This window comes from Streptomyces mauvecolor (assembly GCF_039532965.1).
GTDB lineage: Bacteria > Actinomycetota > Actinomycetes > Streptomycetales > Streptomycetaceae > Streptomyces > Streptomyces violascens.
Genome location: NZ_BAAASQ010000022.1, coordinates 24,280 through 43,723 on the forward strand (window position 1 = coordinate 24,280; position 19,444 = coordinate 43,723).

The window sequence follows — 19,444 nt, forward strand, 5'->3', positions numbered from 1 at the left end:
GGGGAGACCCGCGCGACCGGCCGCTCGCGCCGAGGGGCGAGAGCGGCCATGAAGTTGACGTATGTGTTGACGGTACCCACGCCCGTGACCGCTCGCGACCGCAGCCGCACGGGGCCAGATGGGGTACGGAGATGAGAGGTGGGACACGGTGAAAGGCACTGTGGGCGAGTTGGGGGAGTTCGGGCTCATCAGGGAGCTGACCTCCCGGCTCACCTCCACCCCCGCGGTCCGGCTGGGCCCGGGCGACGACGCGGCGGTCGTGACCGCACCCGACCGCAGGGTGGTCGCCAGCACGGACATCCTCCTCGAGGGACGGCACTTCCGGCGCGACTGGTCGACGGCGTACGACGTGGGCCGCAAGGCCGCCGCGCAGAACTTGGCCGACATCGCCGCCATGGGCGCGGTGCCGACCGCGGTGCTTCTCGGCCTCGTCGTACCGGCCGAACTGCCGGTCACCTGGCCCACCGAGCTGATGGACGGCATCCGCGACGAGTGCCAGGTCGCCGGCGCGGCCGTGGTCGGCGGGGACGTCGTACGCGGGGACACCATCACCGTCGCGATCACCGCGCTCGGCGATCTGCGCAACCACGAGCCGGTGACCCGGGCCGGCGCGCAGCCCGGCGACGTCGTCGCGGTGACGGGCTGGCTCGGCTGGTCGGCTGCGGGCTACGCGGTGCTCTCGCGCGGCTTCCGCTCGCCGCGCGCCTTCGTCGAAGCACACCGCCGCCCGGAGCCCCCGTACCACGCGGGCCCCGCCGCGGCCGGTCTCGGCGCCACCGCCATGACCGACGTCAGCGACGGACTCGTCGCCGACCTCGGCCACATCGCCGAGGCCAGCAAGGTCCGCATCGACCTGCGTTCGGGCCTCATCGACATCCCGACGCAGATGAGCGACATCGGCCAGGCCGTCGGCGTCGACCCGCTCCAGTGGGTGCTCACCGGCGGCGAGGACCACGCGATCGTGGCGACCTTCCCGCCGGACGTGAAACTGCCCGCCCGCTGGAAGGTCATCGGCGAGGTCCTCAACCCGTCCGCGCTGCCCACCGTCACCGTGGACGGCGCGCCCTGGACCAGCAAGGGCGGCTGGGACCACTTCGGGGACGACCCCGCATGATCCCCGTGATCCCCAACGTGCTGACCGTCGCCGGCTCCGACTCCGGCGGCGGCGCCGGCATCCAGGCCGACCTCAAGACGATGCTGGCGCTCGGCGTGCACGGCATGAGCGTGATCACCGCCGTCACCGCGCAGAACTCGCTGGGTGTCCAGGGCGCCTGGGAACTGCCGGTGGAGGCGGTACGGGCCCAGTACCGCGCCGTCGTCGACGACATCGGCGTCCAGGCCGTGAAGACCGGCATGCTGTCCTCGGCGCCCCTGGTGGAGGCGGTGGCCGAGCTGCTCGCGGATACCGACGCCCCGGTCGTCGTGGACCCGGTGGGCGTCTCCAAGCACGGCGACCCGCTGCTCGCCGCCGAGGCCCTCGATTCCGTACGCACCCGGCTGCTGCCCGCCGCGACCGTCGCCACCCCCAACCTGGACGAGGTGGCCCAGCTCACCGGCGTCCAGGTCGAGGACGAGGACGGGATGCGCCGGGCGGCGGGAGCCGTCTTGGAGTTCGGGCCCCGGTGGGCGCTCATCAAGGGCGGGCATTTCCCGGGCGACGCCGTGGATCTGCTCACCGACGGCGCCGAGGAATACTGGCTGCGGGCCCCGCGCCTGGACAACCGGCACACCCACGGCACGGGCTGCACGCTCGCCTCCGCCATCGCCTCGGGCCTCGCCAAGGGGCTCGCGGTCCCGGAGGCGGTCCGGGCGGCGAAGGAGTACGTCACGGGCGCCATCGCCGCGGGATTCGCCCTGGGCGCGGGCATCGGCCCCGTCGACCACGGCTGGCGCTTCCGCTAGCCGTACAGCTCGCGAGTAAGGCTAGGGAGCACGGCTCGCGAGTACGGCTTGCGGGTACGGCAAAAAGCCGGTCCACCGAGGTGGACCGGCTTTTCAAGGCAACCGCAGGGGCTGCGCTACGACAGACGTCGCAATTAGCGCGAGACCTTGCCGGCCTTGATGCACGAGGTGCAGACGTTGAGCCGCTTCGGCGTCCGACCGACCACGGCACGCACACGCTGGATGTTCGGGTTCCAGCGACGAGACGTACGGCGGTGCGAGTGCGAAATGTTGTTGCCGAAGCCCGGCCCCTTGCCGCAGACGTCGCAGTTGGCAGCCACGGGTCACTCCAAAGACTTCAGATGCATTAAATGCACTTACAGTGAAATCCGGCGCACCGGAATCAGAGATCTGAAGTGGCTTGCCGGGGGAATTGGCCCGACTCTCGCCGGGCAACCGAAGCAGCATACAACGGCTGCTCCCGAGATACGAAACTACCACGGCCCCGGCCGCCCCCGCCCCGGACCCCGGCCCGCACCGGGTCTACCCTGCGCTTCAGTCGCTCATCCGCTCCCGCAAGGAGGACCACCAGGTGCCGCAGACCCTCGATGCCGTCGCGGTGCGCGGCTGGTGCGCGCTGGCGCTGGACGCGCTGGGCCGGGACCGCGAGGCGATCGACGCCATCAACGTGTACCCGGTCGCGGACGGGGACACCGGCACCAACCTCTATCTGACGATGGAGTCCGCGGCCCAGGCCGTCGAGGCGGTCTTCGCCGCCTACCCCGAGCCGCCCGTGTACGACGGCGTCCCGCCCACCGCCGATGTCGTACGGGCGATGGCGCACGGCGCGCTGATCGGCGCCCGCGGGAACTCCGGCACGATCCTCGCCCAGCTCCTGCGGGGCATGGCGGAGGTCGTCGCGGAGGGCGGGGGAGACCTGGCCGCGGCGCTGCGCAGGGCTGCCTCCGCCGCCTACCTCGCGGTCGCCCACCCCGTGGAGGGCACCGTCCTGTCGGTGGCGACCGCCGCCGCCAAGTCCGCCGAGAACGCGAGCGGCACCCCGGCGGCGGTGGCCCAGGCCGCCTACGCGGGCGCCCGCGACGCCCTGGACCGGACGCCCTCCCAGCTCGCCGCCCTCGGGCGCGCGGGCGTCGTGGACGCGGGCGGCCGGGGTCTGGTGACCGTGCTCGGCGCCCTGGTCCAGGCCCTCTCCGGCGAGGCTCCCGTCGTACGCCACGAGGCGCGGGTCCCCGTACCCGTCGAGGACTGCCCGGCCGAGGCGGTCGGCGCCGGGCCCGCCTTCGAGGTCATCTACCTCCTGGAGGCCGACGACGCGGCCGTGGACCGGCTGCGGAGCAGGCTCGACGGGCTCGGCGACTCCCTGGTGGTCGTCGGCGGCGACGGGCTCTGGAACGTCCATGTGCACGTCGACGACGCGGGCGCCGCCGTCGAGGCCGGGGTCGAGGCGGGCCGGCCCTACCGGATCCGGATCACGCACTTCGAGAAGCCGGCCGTCGTCGAGCCGCCCAGGGAGCAGGTCCAGCGGGCGGTGGTCGCCGTCGTACCCGGCGAGGGCCTGGCCGGGCTCTGCACCGAGGCGGGGGCCACGACCGTGCTCGCCCGGCCCGGCGAGGCCCCGGGCAGCGGGGAGCTCGTCGAGGCGATCCGGCGCGCGCACGCCCGCGAGGTCGTGCTGCTGCCGAACGACGCCGAACTGCGCCACACGGCCGCGGCCGCCGTCGAGCAGGCCAGGTCCGAGGGCATCCGGGTCGCGCTCATCCCGACCCGGGCAGCCGTCCAGGGCATCGCCGCGCTCGCCGTCCACGCCCCCGAGCGGCGCTTCGACGAGGACGTCGTCGCGATGACCTCCGCGGCCGGCGCCACCCGGCACGCCGAACTCGCCGTCGCCGAACGGCAGTCGTGGACGATGGCCGGCGTCTGCCAGGCCGGGGACGTTCTCGGCCTCATCGACGGCGACGTGGTGGTCATCGGCCACGACCTGGCCGAGACCGCCCGCACCGTCCTCGACCGGATGCTGGCGGCGGGCGGCGAACTGGTCACCCTGGTCCTGGCCGCCGACGCCCCGCCGGAGCTGGCCGCCCAGCTCGAATCCCACGTCAGCAAGGCCCACTTGGCGGTCGACACCGTGGTGTACGAGGGCGGCCACCAAGGGGTTCCGCTGTTCATCGGCGTGGAGTGACCCCAAGGGCGCGACGGCCCGGCAGGAATGGCAACTCCCGTACGGCGCACGGCTGTTGACGCCGTACGGGATGCTCCTTCCCTGCCGGAACGTTTCCTGCCCCGCCTCAGCCCCGCAGGTGTTCCAGGACCGACTCCGCCTCCTCCCGGCGTGACGCGGCCTGCGGACTGGTGGCTTCCGCGTACGTGGCGAGGACCGCACGGGCCCGGGCTTCGGCGGCCTCCGGGCGGCCCAGGTCCGTCTCCATCCAGGCGGCCATCAGCTCCGCCCCCGTGCGTGCGTCCAGATGGTCCGGGCCCGCCTCGGTGAACGTGGCCACCGCGCGGTCCGCACAGGCGAGGGCCTCCTCGGTCGGGGCCTCGGCCATGCGCGCGAGCAGCTCGGCGGTCTGGCGGTGCGTATCGGCCAGCTCGGCGAGCAGGTGCGGCCGGGCGTCCGCCTCCGCCCCGGCCAGCGCGCGCTCGCACTCGGCCGCCGCCTCGGCCATGAGTGCCCGGGCCGCCTCGGGCCCTGCCTGGCCCTCGCGCAGGGCGAGCCAGCCCCGTACGCGCACCGTACGGATCAGTGCCTGCGTGTTGCCGAGCTCGCGCCACAGCTCGCCCGCGCGCCGGTAGGCCTGCTCCGCCTGGGGGTTGAGCTCCGCCCGGTACAGCGCCTGGGCGGCCAGGTTCGCCAGCATCGCGTGGTCGCGCTGCTCCGGCCAGTGCCGGGCGATGTCCGCCGCCCGCAGCCAGTGCTCCGCGGCCTCGCGCGGCTCGCCGAGCGCAGTGAGGCAGTCGCCCAGCCACCACAGCGTCTGGACGACCGCGCCCGAGCCGTGCTCGTCCTCCGTGAGGTCGAGGAGCGCCGCCTCCAGGACGGCCGCCGCCTCGGCCGTACGGTCCAGGCGCAGCAGCCAGCCGCCGAGCAGATGCCGGGCGTACGCGCCGACGCCCGCGCCCTCACCCGCCTCGTCGGCCCAGTAACCGGCCTCCAGGGCGTGATCGGCCGCACCCTCCAACTGGCCGGTGGCGCCCAGGACTTCACTGAGCTGGAGGTGCAGGTGGGCGCGGCCGGCCGGCTCCACATACGCGCCGCCGTGCTCCAGGGCCGCGCGCAGGGCACGCTCGGCGCCCTCCGCGTCGTCGAGGTGGCGGCAGAGCCCGGCCAGCTTGGCCTCGGTCTCGGCCGCGTACCAGGGCAGACCCGCCTCGGTGTACGTGGCGACGGACCGCTCGTACAGCTCCCTCGCGCCCGCCAGGTCACCGCGGAACCCCGTCACGTCCCCGAGCATCCCGTACGCGTCCGCGACCCGGCTCGCCACCCGGTCCTCGGCGATGCGGGGCTCCGCGAAGGCGAGCACCTCGCGGACCGCCCGTTCGAGCGCCTCGGCGCGCTCGGGGTGCTCCGGGTGCATCAGGCACTCGTGGACCCGGGCGAGCGCGATCAGCACCCCGCTCACCTGGCGGGCGGTGGCCCGGCCCTCGGCGTGCAGCGCGAGCACCCGCGCGTGCGGCTCGGCCAGGGCTGCCAGCGCCTCCTCGGTACGGTCGCCCCGGGCCAGCGCGTACGCCGCCCGGGCGCGGGCCGCCGCGGCCTCGCCCGGATCGCCCGCCGCCTCGTACAGCTCCGCCGCGTCGCGGAAGGCCGTCACCTGCGGCCCGGTCTCGTGGGTGCCGCGCATCGCCCAGTGGTCCAGGACCTGCGCCCGGTCGTGCGGATCGAGCGCCGACCGGTCGCCGACGGCTCCCACCGCGGCCCACGCCTCGCCCGCATCGGGATGCTGGGCATCGCTCAACTGCCGTGCCCGCACGAGCAGTTCGGGCAGCGAGGCCGATGCCGCGGCATCGGGCCGTTCGGCGGGCTTCGGGGCGGCGGCCGGGGCAAGCCGTCGCGCCCGTATGCCGAGCGGCAGCCGGTCGAGCAGCGGGGCCTGGTCCATCCGCTGTCGCGTGCGGTCGCCGATCTCGGGGGTGCCGTTGCGCGCGTCGAAGAGCGCGGCGATCGCGAGCGCCTCCGTGCGCGCGTGGACGGCCAGCCCGGCCGCCGTCCAGTCCTGGCCCGCCGGGCCGGGCACCGCCTGGCCGCCGAGGCCGAGCGCGGTCAGGCGGTCCATGAGCAGCGTGACCGCTTCGAGGAAGTCGCCCCGGCTGTCGGGGCTGCCCTCGCCCGCGAAGTAGCCCGGGCGCTCGGCGAGGATCTCCAGGGCGCGGGCCTCGTTGCCGGTCAGCGCGCAGAACTCGATGTGCTGGGCGAACGCGCTGCGCATCGACTCCATGGGCCGTACCAGGCGGAAGCCGCGCAGATGGTTCGCGCGGGCCTCCTCCAGGCGGCCCAGGCGCACCAGCGGCAGGAGCGAGGACGCGAGGGCGGCGTGCGGCTCGTGGGCGCAGGTGTGCTCGCCGTCGAGGACCGGCCGCCACAGCTCCAGGGCCTTCGCGTCGTCGCCCAGATGCCGCTGCCAGGAGCCCTGGCCGTGCAGCTCGCAGGCGTGGCAGTCGGCCATCTCGTCCCGGTCGGCGGCCAGCCACGCCTCGTACGCCCGCGCGGCGCGCTCCCGGTCGCCCAGGTGGCGGGCGATCGCGAACTCGCCCATTCGCACGGCCCGTTCGGAGTGGCCGGCGAGCCGGTAGCGGTGGGCCATCTCGGCCTGCCACTTCTCGATGGCGGCGAGCGGCACCGACGGCTGGTCCAGCATGCCGCTGGACATCCACTTGAACACCCAGTGCAGGGTGTGGATCTCGTACTTGTCGAAGTCCTCGGGATGCTCGTCCCACATCCGCAGCAGCCGCGCGAAGGGCACGAACATCTTGTTCTTCTCGGAGCTGTAGTTGTAGACCTGCAGCTGGTGGCGGAGCCCCTCGATCACCGCCAGCGGGTCGCCGAGCTGCTCCGCCTCGGCGAGCAGGTGCTCGGCGCGGGCGTTGCGGGCGGGGCCCTCGGGCTGCCCGTAGTTGTCCTGCGCGGCCACGCGCAGTTCCTGGAGCGTCATCGTCATCGGCCGTTCTCCTCACTGTGGTCGCCGGGGTGGGTGGCCCACTCGAGCAGGCCGATGAACGCGCGGTTGAGCAGCGCCTGGTCCGCCGGGCGCAGCGGGCGCTGCGCCATCAGCAGGGCCTGCCCGTAGAGGGCCTCCGTCGCCGTGGCGGCGAGCGCCGGGTCCCCCACCGAACTGATCCTGCGGACGAGCGGGTTGAGATGGTTGAGCACGAGCCGGGCACGCGGTGCGCTGCCGCGCAGCGAGCCGAGGATTCCCGCCCACAGATCGTCGGCCCGATCCTCCTCGTCGGCCCGTGCCTGTTCGTGGCGGGCGGCACGGTCGTCGAGGTGGAGCGCGGGCACGGTCAGCGGGTGGAAGGCGCGCAGAGCGACATCGCATCCGAGGGAATCGAGCTTGGCACGCGCCACTGACAAGAAGCCCGAGAGCGCCAGTTCCTCGGCCGGATCGACCGAGTCGAGGTGCGCGGTCACGGTGTCCGGGTCGAGCTCGGCGACGACCGCGCCGGCCCGCACCGAGGGCAGCCGCTCGATCAGCTCGCAGTCGTAGGTGTAGCCGCCGTTGATCACTCCGATGCCCTGCGCGGAGGCGATCGGGGCGACCTGGCGGTACTCCTCGACGCTCCGCGTGAAGTGCACGACCGGGTGGCGCCGTGCGAACTCCTCCAGGGAGACCCGTCCGTCGGTGGTCTCGAACGGGAGCCACGGCAGCATCGTCCGCAGCATCGCGTCGTCGTGCCGGGCAAGGGACTTGACGCCCAGGTGGTGCACCGCGAGGAACTGCCCGAGCCGCTCCGGATCCCCGGCGGCGAGCCCCGTCAGCCATTCCCGGATCCGGCCGCCGAGCGCCTCGCGCACCCCGGCGAGCGTGTCGTCCTCGTACAGCGACTCGCGCGAGGCCGTGGGCCGCAGGCTGTCGGTGTCCAGGACACAGCGCACGAAGAACGCCCAGTCGGGCAGCAAACCGTCGGCCCGCTCGGTGAGCAGCATGCCCTTGAGGTGCACCCGGTGGCTCAGCTGCTGCGCCGGGCTCACCGACGACGGCAGTACGTAGGCCACGCCGCGCACCCCGGCCACCGGCAGGTCGAGCTCGATCGAGTCGAGCGGGGCGAAGCCGAACAGCGCCTCGCAGTGCCGGGCGAGTGCGACCCGCCGGGCGGCCGGGCCCGGGTAGGAGCGGTCCCAGGGCGCGGGCAGATCGGTGACGCGCTGCTCGCCGACGCGCACGTCGTAGGGAAGCAGCGAGCCGAAGTCCCTGGCCAGGGTGAGGACCCGGTCCTCGGCGAGCCATTCGGCGCTGCCGGGGCGGGCGTTGAGGTACACCGTGGTGCCGGGCTCCGGGCGCGCACTGTGCGCAAGGGTTCGTACGGAGTACGAACCGTCGTCGCGGGCCGACCACTCCACGGGGGCGGCGTCGGGGGTGCGGGCCGAGCGGCTGACCACCCGGATCTCGTCGGCGACGACGAAGCAGGCGAGCAGCCCGATGCCGAACTGGCCCAGGAATCCGGCCCGCGCGGACTCCAGGCCGCCCTCGCGCTTGGAGCTGCGGCCGATCGTCGCGAGCAGGCTGTGCACGTCCTGCTCGGTCAGGCCGACCCCGCTGTCCTCGACGCGCAGGGTGGCGCCGTCCGCGTACAGGCGCACCTCGGCGGGGGCGTCCGGCTGGTCGGCGCGGCGGGCGGTGATGGCGTCGACGGCGTTCTGCAGCAGCTCGCGCAGATACACCTTGGGGCTGGAGTAGAGGTGGTGGGAGAGCAGGTCCACCAGGCCGCGCAGATCGACCTGGAAGGTGTGCGGGGCAGCGGGCAGCGAAGGGTCTCGGAAAGTCTCAGGTGTCATCGTCGCAGCGCCGGTGGGGGGACGGGCGACGGCGCGGGTCGGGCGGATCCCGTACGAGGGGAGGCGCGGCGGCTGGAGTGGGGGAGGCGTCATCCTAGGGGGCGCGGCGCCGGTGTGACCAGCGGTTATCCACAGGCTTTGGCGGGCTGTCAGTCCGGTGGTGTGCAATGGATCGCGTGCCTGCGCTCGAAGAACCACTGAAGAAGCTGCTCGGCGGACCCACCGCGAAGGTGATGGCCGAGCACCTCGACCTGCACACGGTCGGCGACCTCCTGCACCACTACCCGCGGCGCTACGAGGAGCGCGGCCAGCTCACCAAGCTGGCCGACCTGCCCCTGGACGAGGACGTCACGGTCGTCGCCCAGGTCGCCGACGCCCGGGTGCACACCTTCAACCAAGGGCGCGGCCAGCGTCTGGAGATCACCATCACCGACGGCAGCGGCCGCCTCCAGCTGGTGTTCTTCGGCCGCGGCATCCACAAGCCGCACAAGGAGCTGCTGCCCGGCAGCCGGGCGATGTTCGCCGGCAAGGTGTCGATGTTCAACCGGCGCATGCAGCTCGCCCACCCCACGTACGCGAAGCTGGGCGCCGACGCGGCCGAGGGCGAAGACGCGGTCGACATCGACTCCTGGGCGGGCGCCCTGATCCCGATCTACCCGGCCTGCAAGGGCCTGGAGTCCTGGAAGATCGCCAAGGCGGTCGACGCGGTGCTGCCCAGCGCCCAGGAGGCCGTGGACCCGCTCCCGGAGGCCCTGCGCGACGGCCGAGGCTTCGTCTCCCTGCCCGAAGCCCTCCTCAAGGTCCACCGGCCGCACAGCAAGGCCGACATCGAGGACGCCCGCCAGCGCCTGAAGTGGGACGAGGCGTTCGTCCTCCAGGTGGCCCTCGCCCGCCGCCGCCACGCGGACGGCCAACTCCCGGCGGTGGCAAGGCGACCGGCCCCGGGAGGCCTGCTCGACGCCTTCGACGCCAAGCTGCCCTTCACCCTCACCGAAGGCCAGCAGAAGGTCTCCCAGGAGATCTTCGACGACCTGGCCACCGAGCACCCGATGCACCGGCTGCTCCAGGGGGAGGTCGGTTCGGGAAAGACGATGGTCGCGCTGCGCGCCATGCTCGCCGTCGTCGACTCCGGCGGGCAGGCCGCCATGCTCGCGCCCACCGAGGTCCTCGCCCAGCAGCACCACCGCTCCATCACCGAGATGATGGGCGAGCTCGCCGAGGGCGGAATGCTGGGGGGCTCCGACCTCGGGACGAAGGTCGTGCTGCTCACCGGGTCCATGGGGATGCCCGCCCGGCGCCAGGCCCTGCTCGACCTGGTCACCGGCGAGGCGGGTGTCGTCATCGGCACGCACGCCCTGATCGAGGACAAGGTGCAGTTCCACGACCTGGGCCTGGTCGTCGTCGACGAGCAGCACCGCTTCGGCGTCGAGCAGCGCGACGCCCTGCGCGGCAAGGGCAAACAGCCCCCGCACCTGCTCGTCATGACGGCCACCCCCATCCCGCGCACGGTCGCCATGACGGTCTTCGGCGACCTGGAGACATCGGTCCTCGACCAGCTGCCCGCCGGGCGCTCGCCCATCGCCAGCCATGTCGTCCCCGCCCAGGACAAGCCGCACTTCCTGGCCCGCGCCTGGGAGCGGGTCCGCGAGGAGGTCGACAAGGGACACCAGGCGTACGTGGTGTGCCCGCGCATCGGCGATGACGAGGACGAGGCCAAGTCCGCCAAGGGCAAGAAGAAGGCCGAGGAGGCCGAGACCGCCGACAAGCGGCCCCCGCTCGCCGTGATCGAGATCGCCGACCAGCTCTCCAAGGGCCCGCTCCAGGGGCTGCGCACCGAGATCCTGCACGGCCGGATGCAGCCGGACGACAAGGACGACGTGATGCGCCGGTTCGGCGCGGGCGAGGTGGACGTCCTGGTCGCCACCACCGTCATCGAGGTCGGTGTGAACGTGCCGAACGCCACCGCGATGGTGATCATGGACGCCGACCGGTTCGGCGTGTCCCAGCTCCACCAGCTGCGCGGTCGCGTCGGCCGCGGCTCCGCGCCGGGCCTGTGCCTGCTGGTCACCGACATGCCGGAGGCGAGCGCGGCCCGGGCCCGGCTCAACGCCGTGGCTTCTACCCTCGACGGCTTCGAGCTCTCCCGCATCGACCTCGAACAGCGCCGCGAGGGCGATGTGCTGGGCCAGGCCCAGTCCGGGGTGCGCTCCTCGCTGCGGATGCTCACCGTCATCGACGACGAGGAGGTCATCGCCGCCGCCCGCGAGGAGGCCGCCACGGTGGTCGCCCAGGACCCGGACCTCGACCGCCTCCCGGGGCTGCGCACGGCTCTGGACGCCCTCCTGGACAAGGACCGCGAGCAGTACCTCGACAAGGGCTGAGAGACTGGGGAGGCACACTCGACGCATGTACACGGACAAGGACTGAGATGACCCGCGTGATCGCCGGCCGGGCCGGTGGACGCCGCCTCGCCGTACCGCCGGGCACCGGCACCCGCCCCACCTCCGACCGGGCGCGCGAGGGCCTCTTCTCCACGTGGGAGGCGCTGCTCGGCACGCTCGACGGCATCCGGATCGCCGATCTCTACGCGGGCTCCGGAGCCGTGGGCCTGGAGGCGCTCTCGCGGGGCGCGGTCCACGCTCTGCTCGTCGAGGCCGACGGCCGCGCCGTCCGCACGGTCCGCGACAACGTGGCCGCGCTCAAGCTGCCCGGCGCCGAAGTGCGTACCGGCAAAGCGGAGCAGATCGTGACAGGCCCGGCGCCCGCCGACCCGTACGACGTGATTTTCCTGGACCCGCCGTACGCCGTCACCGATGACGATCTTCGGGAGATCCTGCTCACACTCCGTCGTGGGGGCTGGCTCGCGGAGGACTGTCTCGTCACCGTGGAGCGCAGCACCAGAGGCGGGGAATTCGGCTGGCCCGAAGGATTCGAAGCACTGCGGGCCCGTCGCTACGGCGAGGGCACGCTTTGGTACGGTCGCGCCGCCTCCACGTGCGAAAACGCACCGCGAGACACCCCATGACCGGACCGGAGAGCGAGGGACATCAGTTGCGCCGCGCCGTCTGTCCGGGGTCCTTTGACCCCATCACCAACGGACACCTCGACATCATCGCCCGCGCCTCCCGCCTGTACGACGTCGTACATGTCGCGGTGATGATCAACCAGTCGAAGCAGGGCCTGTTCACCATCGAGGAGCGGATCGAGATGATCCGCGAGGTGACGGCCGACCTCGGCAACGTGGAGGTCGAGTCCTTCCACGGCCTGCTCGTCGACTTCTGCAAGCAGCGGGACATCCCCGCGATCGTCAAGGGCCTCCGCGCCGTCAGCGACTTCGACTACGAGCTGCAGATGGCTCAGATGAACAACGGGCTCTCGGGCGTCGAGACCCTGTTCGTGCCCACCAATCCGACGTACAGCTTCCTGTCGTCCTCGCTGGTCAAGGAGGTCGCGACCTGGGGCGGAGACGTCTCCCACCTGCTGCCGGCCACCGTCCACGAGGCCCTGGTCGCCCGGCTCGCCCAGAAGTGAGCCACGGAGCCGTCCACTGACGGTCCGTCACCCGGTGTCGGGCGGGCGCCGACTGGCCTTACAGTCGTCCCGTCCGTCTCCAATCCGTTAGAAGAGTGGCGATCACCGGTGGACGTGCAGAAGAAGCTCGACGAGATCGTCGAGGTGGTCGGCAGCGCCCGGTCCATGCCCATGTCGGCCTCGTGCGTGGTCAACCGCGCCGACCTCCTCGCGATGCTGGAGGAGGTGCGCCAGGCCCTGCCCGGCTCGCTCGCCCAGGCACAGGAGCTGATCGGCGGCCGCGAGCAGATGGTCGAGCAGGCCCGCCAGGAGGCCGAGCGGATCATCGAGTCCGCGCACGCCCAGCGCGGCACGCTGATCTCCGACACCGCCGTCGCCCGCCAGTCCCAGGACGAGGCCGACCGCATCCTCAACGAGGCCCGCCGGGACGCCGAGGAGATCCGCGCCGAGGCCGACGACTACGTCGACTCCAAGCTCGCCAACTTCGAGGTCGTCCTCACCAAGACCATCGGCTCGGTCGACCGCGGCCGCGAGAAGCTGCTGGGCCGCGGCCCCGGCCTGGACGACCAGGGCCGCACCGACGAGGACGCCCCCGAGTACAGCGCGGACCCGGGCACCCTGATCCACCGGGCCGACGAGTACGTCGACGCCAAGCTGGGCGCCTTCGAGGCGGTGCTCGCCAAGACCCTCGAAGCGGTCGGCCGCGGCCGCCAGAAGCTGCACGGCCGCACCGCATCCGACGAGCTGGGCGCCCACATGGCCGCCCAGGACGCGGCGGGCGACCTGCACCAGCACACCAGCGACGCCGACTACCTGGCCGGCCTCGCCGAGCTCGCCGAGCCGGACCCGGCCGCCGCCCCCCAGGCCGCCGCCGAGCCGCACATCCCGGCCCAGCAGCCCCAGGCGTACGACCCGTACGGCTATCAGCAGCCGCAGCAGGATCCGTACGCCTACCAGCAGCACCAGCCCCAGCAGGAGCAGTACGCGCAGTACGGGTACGCCCAGCAGGACCCGTACGCCTACGACCCGAACCAGCAGCAGTACGCGGCCCCCGACGCCGGGCAGTACGGCGTGCCGCCGCAGCCCCAGCACCAGCCGCAGCAGGCCGCGCTCGACGAGACCAGCCTCTTCGACACCAGCATGATCAACCTGGACCAGCTGCGCGCCTACGAGCAGGGCCACGGGCAGAACCGCCCGTAACCTCACGCGGCCGTACGCCACCCGAACGTGGAGGGACCGGGCCGGATTGGGCCTATCGCGGCCGGTCCGTTATCCTGGCTCTTCGGTCGCGCGTACGTCCGCGATCCACGCTGCCCGATTCGCTCAGCGAAGCCGGTGGCAGCCACTCCACGACCTCGAAAGCAGGAAGAGCCCTGAGCACGCGCCTCGACCACCGCAATCCCCTCGTGTTCGACACACACGAGCTGGGACGGCGTCCCGGTGCGCTCCAGCGGCTCTCCCGCACCGTGGAGGCCCCGAAGGACCTCGGGATCCCCGAGGTCATCCACGTGCCCGAGGGCAGGCCCGTGGACATCGAGCTCCGCCTGGAGTCGGTCATGGAAGGGGTGCTTGTCACAGGCACCGCCCGTGCATCGGCCGACGGGGAGTGCGTAAGGTGTCTGGAGCCGCTTCAGCAGGACGTTGAAGTGGACTTCCAGGAAATGTTCTCGTACCCCGACACCGACGACCGGGGCCGCCGCAAGGCAGCCGCGGACGACGATGCCGAGGACGACGAGGACATGATTCCGCTCGAGGACGGCATGTTCGACCTCGAGCCATTGCTGCGCGATGCGGTGGTGCTCGCACTGCCGATGCAGCCGGTGTGCCGGGAGGACTGCCCCGGGCTCTGTTCCGCATGCGGAGCGAGCCTGGCGGACGACCCGGACCACCACCACGACGCCGTCGACATCCGTTGGGCGGCACTGCAGGGACTCGCCGGGACCATCCAGGACGGCGAGAAGGACAACATGAGCGGCACTGCGTCTGACGTGCAGGATGCCGCCGAGAAGCAGGAGAAGTAGCCGTGGCTGTTCCGAAGCGGAAGATGTCGCGCAGCAACACGCGCCACCGCCGGTCGCAGTGGAAGGCTGCGGTCCCCACCCTGGTTGCGTGCGAGCGCTGCCATGAGCCGAAGCTCCAGCACATCGCGTGCCCGAGCTGCGGCACGTACAACAAGCGCCAGGTCCTCGAGGTCTGAGCGGCTGGTGAGAGGCCCGATGTCTGAGTCCAACGCCAAAAAGGCGGACAACAACACGGCCTCGTCCCACACGCTTCTGGAAGGGCGGCTCGGGTATCAGCTCGAGTCCGCCCTTCTGGTGCGTGCGCTCACCCACCGTTCGTACGCGTACGAGAACGGCGGTCTGCCGACCAATGAGCGGCTCGAGTTCCTCGGGGACTCGGTGCTCGGTCTGGTCGTCACCGACACGCTGTACCGCACCCACCCCGATCTCCCGGAAGGCCAACTGGCCAAGCTCCGGGCCGCGGTGGTCAACTCTCGTGCGCTCGCGGAGGTGGGCCGAGGGCTCGAACTCGGCTCCTTCATCCGGCTCGGCCGGGGCGAAGAGGGCACGGGCGGCCGGGACAAGGCATCCATCCTCGCCGACACCCTTGAAGCGGTGATCGGCGCTGTCTACCTCGACCAGGGTCTTGAGGCGGCGTCCGCGCTCGTCCACAAGCTGTTCGACCCCCTGATCGAGAAGTCCTCGAACCTCGGGGCCGGCCTGGACTGGAAGACCAGTCTCCAGGAGCTCACGGCGGCCGAAGGGCTCGGCGTTCCCGAGTACCTGGTCTCCGAAACCGGACCCGACCACGAGAAGACCTTTACTGCTGCCGCCCGCGTCGGTGGTGTCTCGTACGGCACCGGCACCGGCCGCAGCAAGAAGGAAGCGGAACAGCAGGCCGCGGAGTCGGCATGGCGGGCCATTCGCGCCGCCGCCGACGAGCGGGCCAAGGCCGCGGCGGAAGCTCCCGTCGTCGCCGCGGCCGATGGCGGGTCGCCGACCCCCGCCGCCGGCGCATCGGCCTGATCAGCATCCTTCCTTCGAGCCCCCGCCCAGCGCACTCCGGTGCGGGGCGGGGGTTTTCGCTTGTCCGCGCAGAGGCCGAGGCCCTGTTTCCGGGCCCGCTGCGGCTGCTCCCCGGGCGCGCGGTAATCTGCGCGCATGCCTGAGCTGCCTGAAGTCGAAGTGGTCCGGCGCGGACTCGAGCGCTGGGTGGCCGGGCGCACCGTCGCGGACGTCGAGGTGCTGCATCCGCGCGCCGTGCGCCGCCACCTCGCCGGGGGCGACGACTTCGCGGCACGGCTCAAGGGGCACCGGATCGGCGTCGCCCAGCGGCGCGGGAAGTACCTCTGGCTGCCGCTCGCGGACACGGACGCATCCGTGCTCGGGCACCTCGGCATGAGCGGGCAGCTCCTCGTGCAGCCGCAGGACACCCCGGACGAGAAGCATCTGCGCATCCGGGTCAGGTTCCAGGACGAGGCCGGCACCGAGCTGCGCTTCGTCGACCAGCGGACCTTCGGCGGGCTCTCGCTGCACGACAACACGCCCGACGGGCTGCCGGACGTCATCGCGCACATCGCCCGGGACCCGCTGGACCCCGCCTTCGACGACGAGGCCTTCTTCGCGGCGCTGCGGCTGCGGCGCACCACGGTCAAACGAGCACTGCTCGATCAATCGCTCATCAGCGGGGTCGGCAACATCTACGCCGACGAGGCGCTCTGGCGCACGCGGCTGCACTACGACCGCCCGACCGCGACCCTGAACCGCCCCAAGGCGGCCGAACTCCTGGGCCACGCACGGGACGTGATGAACGAGGCCCTCGCCGTCGGCGGCACCAGCTTCGACAGCCTCTACGTCAACGTGAACGGCGAGTCCGGCTACTTCGAGCGCTCCCTCGACGCCTACGGCCGCGAGGGCGAGCCGTGCCGGCGCTGCGGCACGGCGATGCGCCGGCGCGCCTGGATGAACCGGTCCAGCTACTTCTGCCCGAAGTGTCAGAGGGCCCCGCGCTCCGCGTCGTAGCTCTGCTGCGCCTGGAGGACCTCAGGCATCCGGCCCTCCAGGAAGTGGATGAGCGAGAGCAGCCGTTCGGTCACGTCGCGGCCCAGCGGGGTCAGTTCGTAGTCGACCCGCGGCGGGTTCGTCGGCTGCGCCTCGCGGTGTACGAGGCCGTCGCGTTCCAGTGAGTGCAGCGTCTGGGAGAGCATCTTCTCGCTCACGCCGTCGATCCGGCGCCGCAGCTCGTTGAAGCGCAGGCTCCCCTCGTACAGGCCGCCGAGCGTCAGGCTGCCCCAGCGCCCCGTGACGTCCTCCAGCGTGCGCCGGGACGGGCAGGCCTTGGAGAACACGTCGAACGCCAGATCCGCGGCTTCGGAGGCTTCGGCGGTGCACTTGGTGCTCGTGGCGGTCTCTTCCATGACCTCAGGGTACTCCTATGCAGCGCGCACGCTCGGGTTGCGCTAACCAGAAGTTAGTGCTTACCTGTAGGCAGCGCCGCAGCGGGCAGCCGCCGCGGAACCGGCCACTGGCCGTCGCGCTCGCTCTGCCGTTTCGCTTGTCCTTCCGAGGGGATTCCCGCCGTGACCACTCCTGTCGTCTCGATCGCCTACCACTCCGGGTACGGCCACACCGCCGTCGTCGCCGAGGCCGTCCGTGCGGGCGCCGCCGAGGCCGGAGCCACCGTGCACGTCATCAAGGTCGACACCATCACCGAAGCCGAGTGGGAGCTGCTCGACGCCTCCGACGCCATCGTCTTCGGCTCGCCCACCTACATGGGCACCGCGTCCGGCGCCTTCCACCAGTTCGCGGAGGCCACCTCCAAGCGCTGGTTCACCGATGTCTGGCAGGACAAGCTCGCCGCCGGCTTCACCAACTCCGGCTCCAAGAGCGGCGACAAGGGCCACACCCTGCAGTACTTCCAGACCCTTGCCGCCCAGCACGGCATGCACTGGGTGAACCTCGGCCTGAAGCCCGGCTGGAACTCCACCGCGGGTTCCGAGAACGACCTCAACCGGCTCGGCTTCTTCTCCGGCGCCGGTGCCCAGACCAATTCCGACGAGGGCCCCGAGGGCGTCCACAAGGCCGACATAGCCACCGCCGAGCACCTGGGCCGCCGCATCGCCGAGACCACCCGCGTCTTCATCGCGGGCAAGGCGGCCGTGAGCGCCTGATCGCTTTCCGGCCGGTTGATCAATACGGAACAGTACGCGCTCCGATTTCTTCGCATCAGGATCCGAATGCGCGCATACGAAAGGGCCCCCGCCGTTCACAACGGAAGGGGCCCTTTCGTGCGCGTACGAAGCGAATTACGTACGTGCGATGACGAATGAGCGATGGTCAGGACCGGATGTGCGTCCGGGGCAATGATCGAAGACCGGGGATCGGGAATCGGTGATCAAAAGCCGAAGTCCTGGGTCCACCAGGGGCCGCCCGGGCCGAAGTGCACGCCGACGCCCAGGGCCTTGTACTCGCAGTTCAGGATGTTCGCGCGATGACCCGGGCTGTTCATCCAGGCGTCCATCACGGCCTTGGCGTCCGCCTGGCCGCGGGCGATGTTCTCGCCGCCGAGGCCCTGGATGCCCGCCTTCGCGGCCCGGTCCCACGGCGTCCTGCCGTCCGGGTCGGTGTGGTCGAAGAAGCCGCGGGCGGCCATGTCGTCGCTGAAGGCGGTGGCGAGCGAGGCCAGCGCCGGGCTCGCCGAGACCGGGCTGCAACCGGCCTGCGCGCGCTCCATGTTGACCAGAGACATCACGGTGGCGGCGGCCGAGGCCTCGGCGGTCGGCACCTGGGCGCGCTGCGAGGGGACGAGCTTGGGCGGGGCGCTCGGCGGGGAGGCCGGCTTCGAGGGAGCCGGGGCCGGAGGGGCGGACTTCTTCTCCGGGGCGGGCGCGGACGCGGGCGCCGACGGCGTTGCCGAGGCGCTGGGGGAGGGGGCGGTCGACGGCGCGTGTGCGGCCTTGGCCGACTCGGAGGGCGTGGGCGCCGGACTGCTCGGCTTCTCCGACTCGCCTCCCTGCGGCTGCACGTCCGGTGTCTGGCTCGAACGGAGCTGGCCGCCGGCCATGGTGTCGCCGCTCACCTTGTACGTACCGCCGCCGGGCAGCAGGCCCGAGGCGACGGCCACGGCGCCCACGGCCACGGCGGCGGAGACGCCGAGCAGCCCGGTGCGCACGGGCACGATCACCCGCTTCTTCCGGCGTGTCCCACCCCGGGGCCGGCCGTCCTGGCCCACCGCGGGATCTGCGGGCGCGGGTTCGGCGGCGGAGCGACGATGGCGTCCCATCTGCTGTGCCTTCCTAGTGCCGTGGGCAATGCCTGGCCGCATTGCCGCGGTGGCCGCGATCGGCCGTAAATGATCAAATGGGAACTAACCCATACGGGTGAGGCTCATTTCGTCGCGACTGTACGCCATGGCGCATGGGGGCGAAGTGCTGCGTGTGCAATTGGCCGGTTAGCGTGCAGGTATGAACGAAGATGCGCACGGAGATGTTCGACTCACGGCCTGGGTGCGCGGGCGAGTGCAACAAGTCGGCTTCCGCTGGTTCACCAGGGAAAACGCTCTGGGGATCGGAGGCCTCAGCGGGTTCGCCCTGAATCTGGACGACGGACGCGTCCAGGTCGTCGCCGAGGGGCCGCGTGAGAATTGCCACCGTTTGCTGGAGTGGCTTCGCTCCGACGACACGCCGGGCCGGGTCGACGGAGTGACCGAGATATGGGGCACGGCACGGGGCGGCTACGACACCTTCGTCATCCGCTGAGCACCGTCGTGCGAGGAGCGGCAGCCGGGCGCGGTGACGCCCCGCATCCGGCTCGCAACCACGCGCTGACCTCGAACGATCTGCCTGTTGCCATCTCGCGCCCGGCGTGCAAGGCTGCCAACAGTACGGATGATCTCCACGCCCCCAGGGCTCCGAGAAGAGGCAGCACCGCTCGTTCAGCGGTTGCGGGCCCCCGGATTGCCGGTGGATACGGGGCGTGATCGTGTTGACCGTCAAACTTTTTGGTGAGACTCTGGAAG

Annotated in this window: 18 protein-coding genes; 13 read left to right on the plus strand and 5 right to left on the minus strand. The window is 72.0% G+C overall.

Going from position 1 to position 19,444, the window contains the following annotated elements; genetic code table 11:
* Positions 1 to 148: 148 nt before the first annotated feature.
* On the plus strand, positions 149 to 1,114 hold the full coding sequence (locus ABD346_RS27310; protein WP_053727946.1) for a thiamine-phosphate kinase: 966 nt from the start codon (positions 149 to 151) through the stop codon (positions 1,112 to 1,114).
* Positions 1,111 to 1,902 carry a bifunctional hydroxymethylpyrimidine kinase/phosphomethylpyrimidine kinase gene (thiD, locus tag ABD346_RS27315; protein ID WP_344378470.1) on the plus strand — a complete coding sequence of 264 codons (792 nt, stop codon included), beginning with the start codon at positions 1,111 to 1,113 and terminating at the stop codon, positions 1,900 to 1,902. The genes ABD346_RS27310 and thiD overlap by 4 nt, the downstream gene beginning before the upstream one ends.
* A 134-nt stretch (positions 1,903 to 2,036) precedes the next feature.
* Here the strand turns inward: thiD and rpmB are convergent, their stop codons facing one another.
* Positions 2,037 to 2,222 carry a 50S ribosomal protein L28 gene (rpmB, locus tag ABD346_RS27320; protein WP_003957616.1) on the minus strand — a complete coding sequence of 62 codons (186 nt, stop codon included), beginning with the start codon at positions 2,220 to 2,222 and terminating at the stop codon, positions 2,037 to 2,039.
* 251 nt (positions 2,223 to 2,473) lie between these two features.
* Here rpmB and ABD346_RS27325 point away from each other — a divergent pair, with 251 nt between their 5' ends.
* Positions 2,474 to 4,081 (plus strand): DAK2 domain-containing protein, encoded by a 1,608-nt coding sequence (locus ABD346_RS27325; RefSeq protein ID WP_344378472.1) that lies wholly within the window; start codon positions 2,474 to 2,476, stop codon positions 4,079 to 4,081.
* Between the two features lie 106 nt (positions 4,082 to 4,187).
* Here ABD346_RS27325 and ABD346_RS27330 read toward each other — a convergent pair whose 3' ends face one another.
* Together ABD346_RS27330 and ABD346_RS27335 are read right to left on the minus strand one after the other, a co-directional pair.
* A complete protein-coding gene (locus ABD346_RS27330) occupies positions 4,188 to 7,052 on the minus strand; it encodes a tetratricopeptide repeat protein (RefSeq protein WP_344378528.1) in 2,865 nt (954 codons plus the stop codon).
* 2 nt (positions 7,053 to 7,054) lie between these two features.
* Entirely contained in the window at positions 7,055 to 8,896 is a 1,842-nt protein-coding gene (locus ABD346_RS27335; protein WP_344378473.1) for an HSP90 family protein, read from the minus strand.
* 167 nt (positions 8,897 to 9,063) lie between these two features.
* Here ABD346_RS27335 and recG point away from each other — a divergent pair, with 167 nt between their 5' ends.
* The 8 genes from recG (at position 9,064) to mutM (ending at position 16,449) form a co-directional block, all read left to right on the plus strand.
* Complete coding sequence (gene recG / locus ABD346_RS27340; RefSeq protein WP_344378474.1) at positions 9,064 to 11,277, plus strand: ATP-dependent DNA helicase RecG; 2,214 nt, start codon at positions 9,064 to 9,066, stop codon at positions 11,275 to 11,277.
* 47 nt (positions 11,278 to 11,324) lie between these two features.
* On the plus strand, positions 11,325 to 11,921 hold the full coding sequence (gene rsmD / locus ABD346_RS27345) for a 16S rRNA (guanine(966)-N(2))-methyltransferase RsmD (RefSeq protein WP_189968129.1): 597 nt from the start codon (positions 11,325 to 11,327) through the stop codon (positions 11,919 to 11,921).
* A gap of 26 nt (positions 11,922 to 11,947) precedes the next feature.
* Positions 11,948 to 12,427: a pantetheine-phosphate adenylyltransferase gene (gene coaD, locus ABD346_RS27350; protein WP_216826912.1), complete on the plus strand. Its 480-nt coding sequence runs from the start codon at positions 11,948 to 11,950 to the stop codon at positions 12,425 to 12,427.
* A 108-nt stretch (positions 12,428 to 12,535) separates the two neighbouring features.
* On the plus strand, positions 12,536 to 13,627 hold the full coding sequence (locus ABD346_RS27355) for a F0F1 ATP synthase subunit B (protein WP_344378475.1): 1,092 nt from the start codon (positions 12,536 to 12,538) through the stop codon (positions 13,625 to 13,627).
* A 173-nt stretch (positions 13,628 to 13,800) separates the two neighbouring features.
* Positions 13,801 to 14,448, plus strand: a complete 648-nt coding sequence (locus tag ABD346_RS27360) for a YceD family protein (RefSeq protein WP_344378529.1) — start codon at positions 13,801 to 13,803, stop codon at positions 14,446 to 14,448.
* A gap of 2 nt (positions 14,449 to 14,450) precedes the next feature.
* Positions 14,451 to 14,624, plus strand: a complete 174-nt coding sequence (gene rpmF / locus ABD346_RS27365; RefSeq protein WP_007493396.1) for a 50S ribosomal protein L32 — start codon at positions 14,451 to 14,453, stop codon at positions 14,622 to 14,624.
* 19 nt (positions 14,625 to 14,643) lie between these two features.
* Entirely contained in the window at positions 14,644 to 15,453 is an 810-nt protein-coding gene (rnc, locus tag ABD346_RS27370) for a ribonuclease III (RefSeq protein ID WP_189968133.1), read from the plus strand.
* A gap of 135 nt (positions 15,454 to 15,588) precedes the next feature.
* On the plus strand, positions 15,589 to 16,449 hold the full coding sequence (mutM, locus tag ABD346_RS27375) for a bifunctional DNA-formamidopyrimidine glycosylase/DNA-(apurinic or apyrimidinic site) lyase (RefSeq protein ID WP_344378476.1): 861 nt from the start codon (positions 15,589 to 15,591) through the stop codon (positions 16,447 to 16,449).
* On the opposite strand, the gene ABD346_RS27380 is transcribed toward mutM, so the two are convergent.
* Positions 16,422 to 16,844 carry a winged helix-turn-helix transcriptional regulator gene (locus ABD346_RS27380; protein ID WP_344378477.1) on the minus strand — a complete coding sequence of 141 codons (423 nt, stop codon included), beginning with the start codon at positions 16,842 to 16,844 and terminating at the stop codon, positions 16,422 to 16,424. The two genes, mutM and ABD346_RS27380, sit on opposite strands and share 28 nt — an antisense overlap.
* A gap of 162 nt (positions 16,845 to 17,006) precedes the next feature.
* On the opposite strand from ABD346_RS27380, the gene ABD346_RS27385 reads away from it, so the two are divergent.
* Complete coding sequence (locus tag ABD346_RS27385) at positions 17,007 to 17,597, plus strand: flavodoxin family protein (protein WP_344378478.1); 591 nt, start codon at positions 17,007 to 17,009, stop codon at positions 17,595 to 17,597.
* A 224-nt stretch (positions 17,598 to 17,821) separates the two neighbouring features.
* Here the strand turns inward: ABD346_RS27385 and ABD346_RS27390 are convergent, their stop codons facing one another.
* On the minus strand, positions 17,822 to 18,709 hold the full coding sequence (locus ABD346_RS27390) for a CAP domain-containing protein (RefSeq protein ID WP_344378479.1): 888 nt from the start codon (positions 18,707 to 18,709) through the stop codon (positions 17,822 to 17,824).
* A gap of 181 nt (positions 18,710 to 18,890) precedes the next feature.
* Between ABD346_RS27390 and ABD346_RS27395 the strand changes: the two genes are divergently transcribed.
* Positions 18,891 to 19,184: an acylphosphatase gene (locus ABD346_RS27395; RefSeq protein WP_344378480.1), complete on the plus strand. Its 294-nt coding sequence runs from the start codon at positions 18,891 to 18,893 to the stop codon at positions 19,182 to 19,184.
* Positions 19,185 to 19,444: the final 260 nt, after the last annotated feature.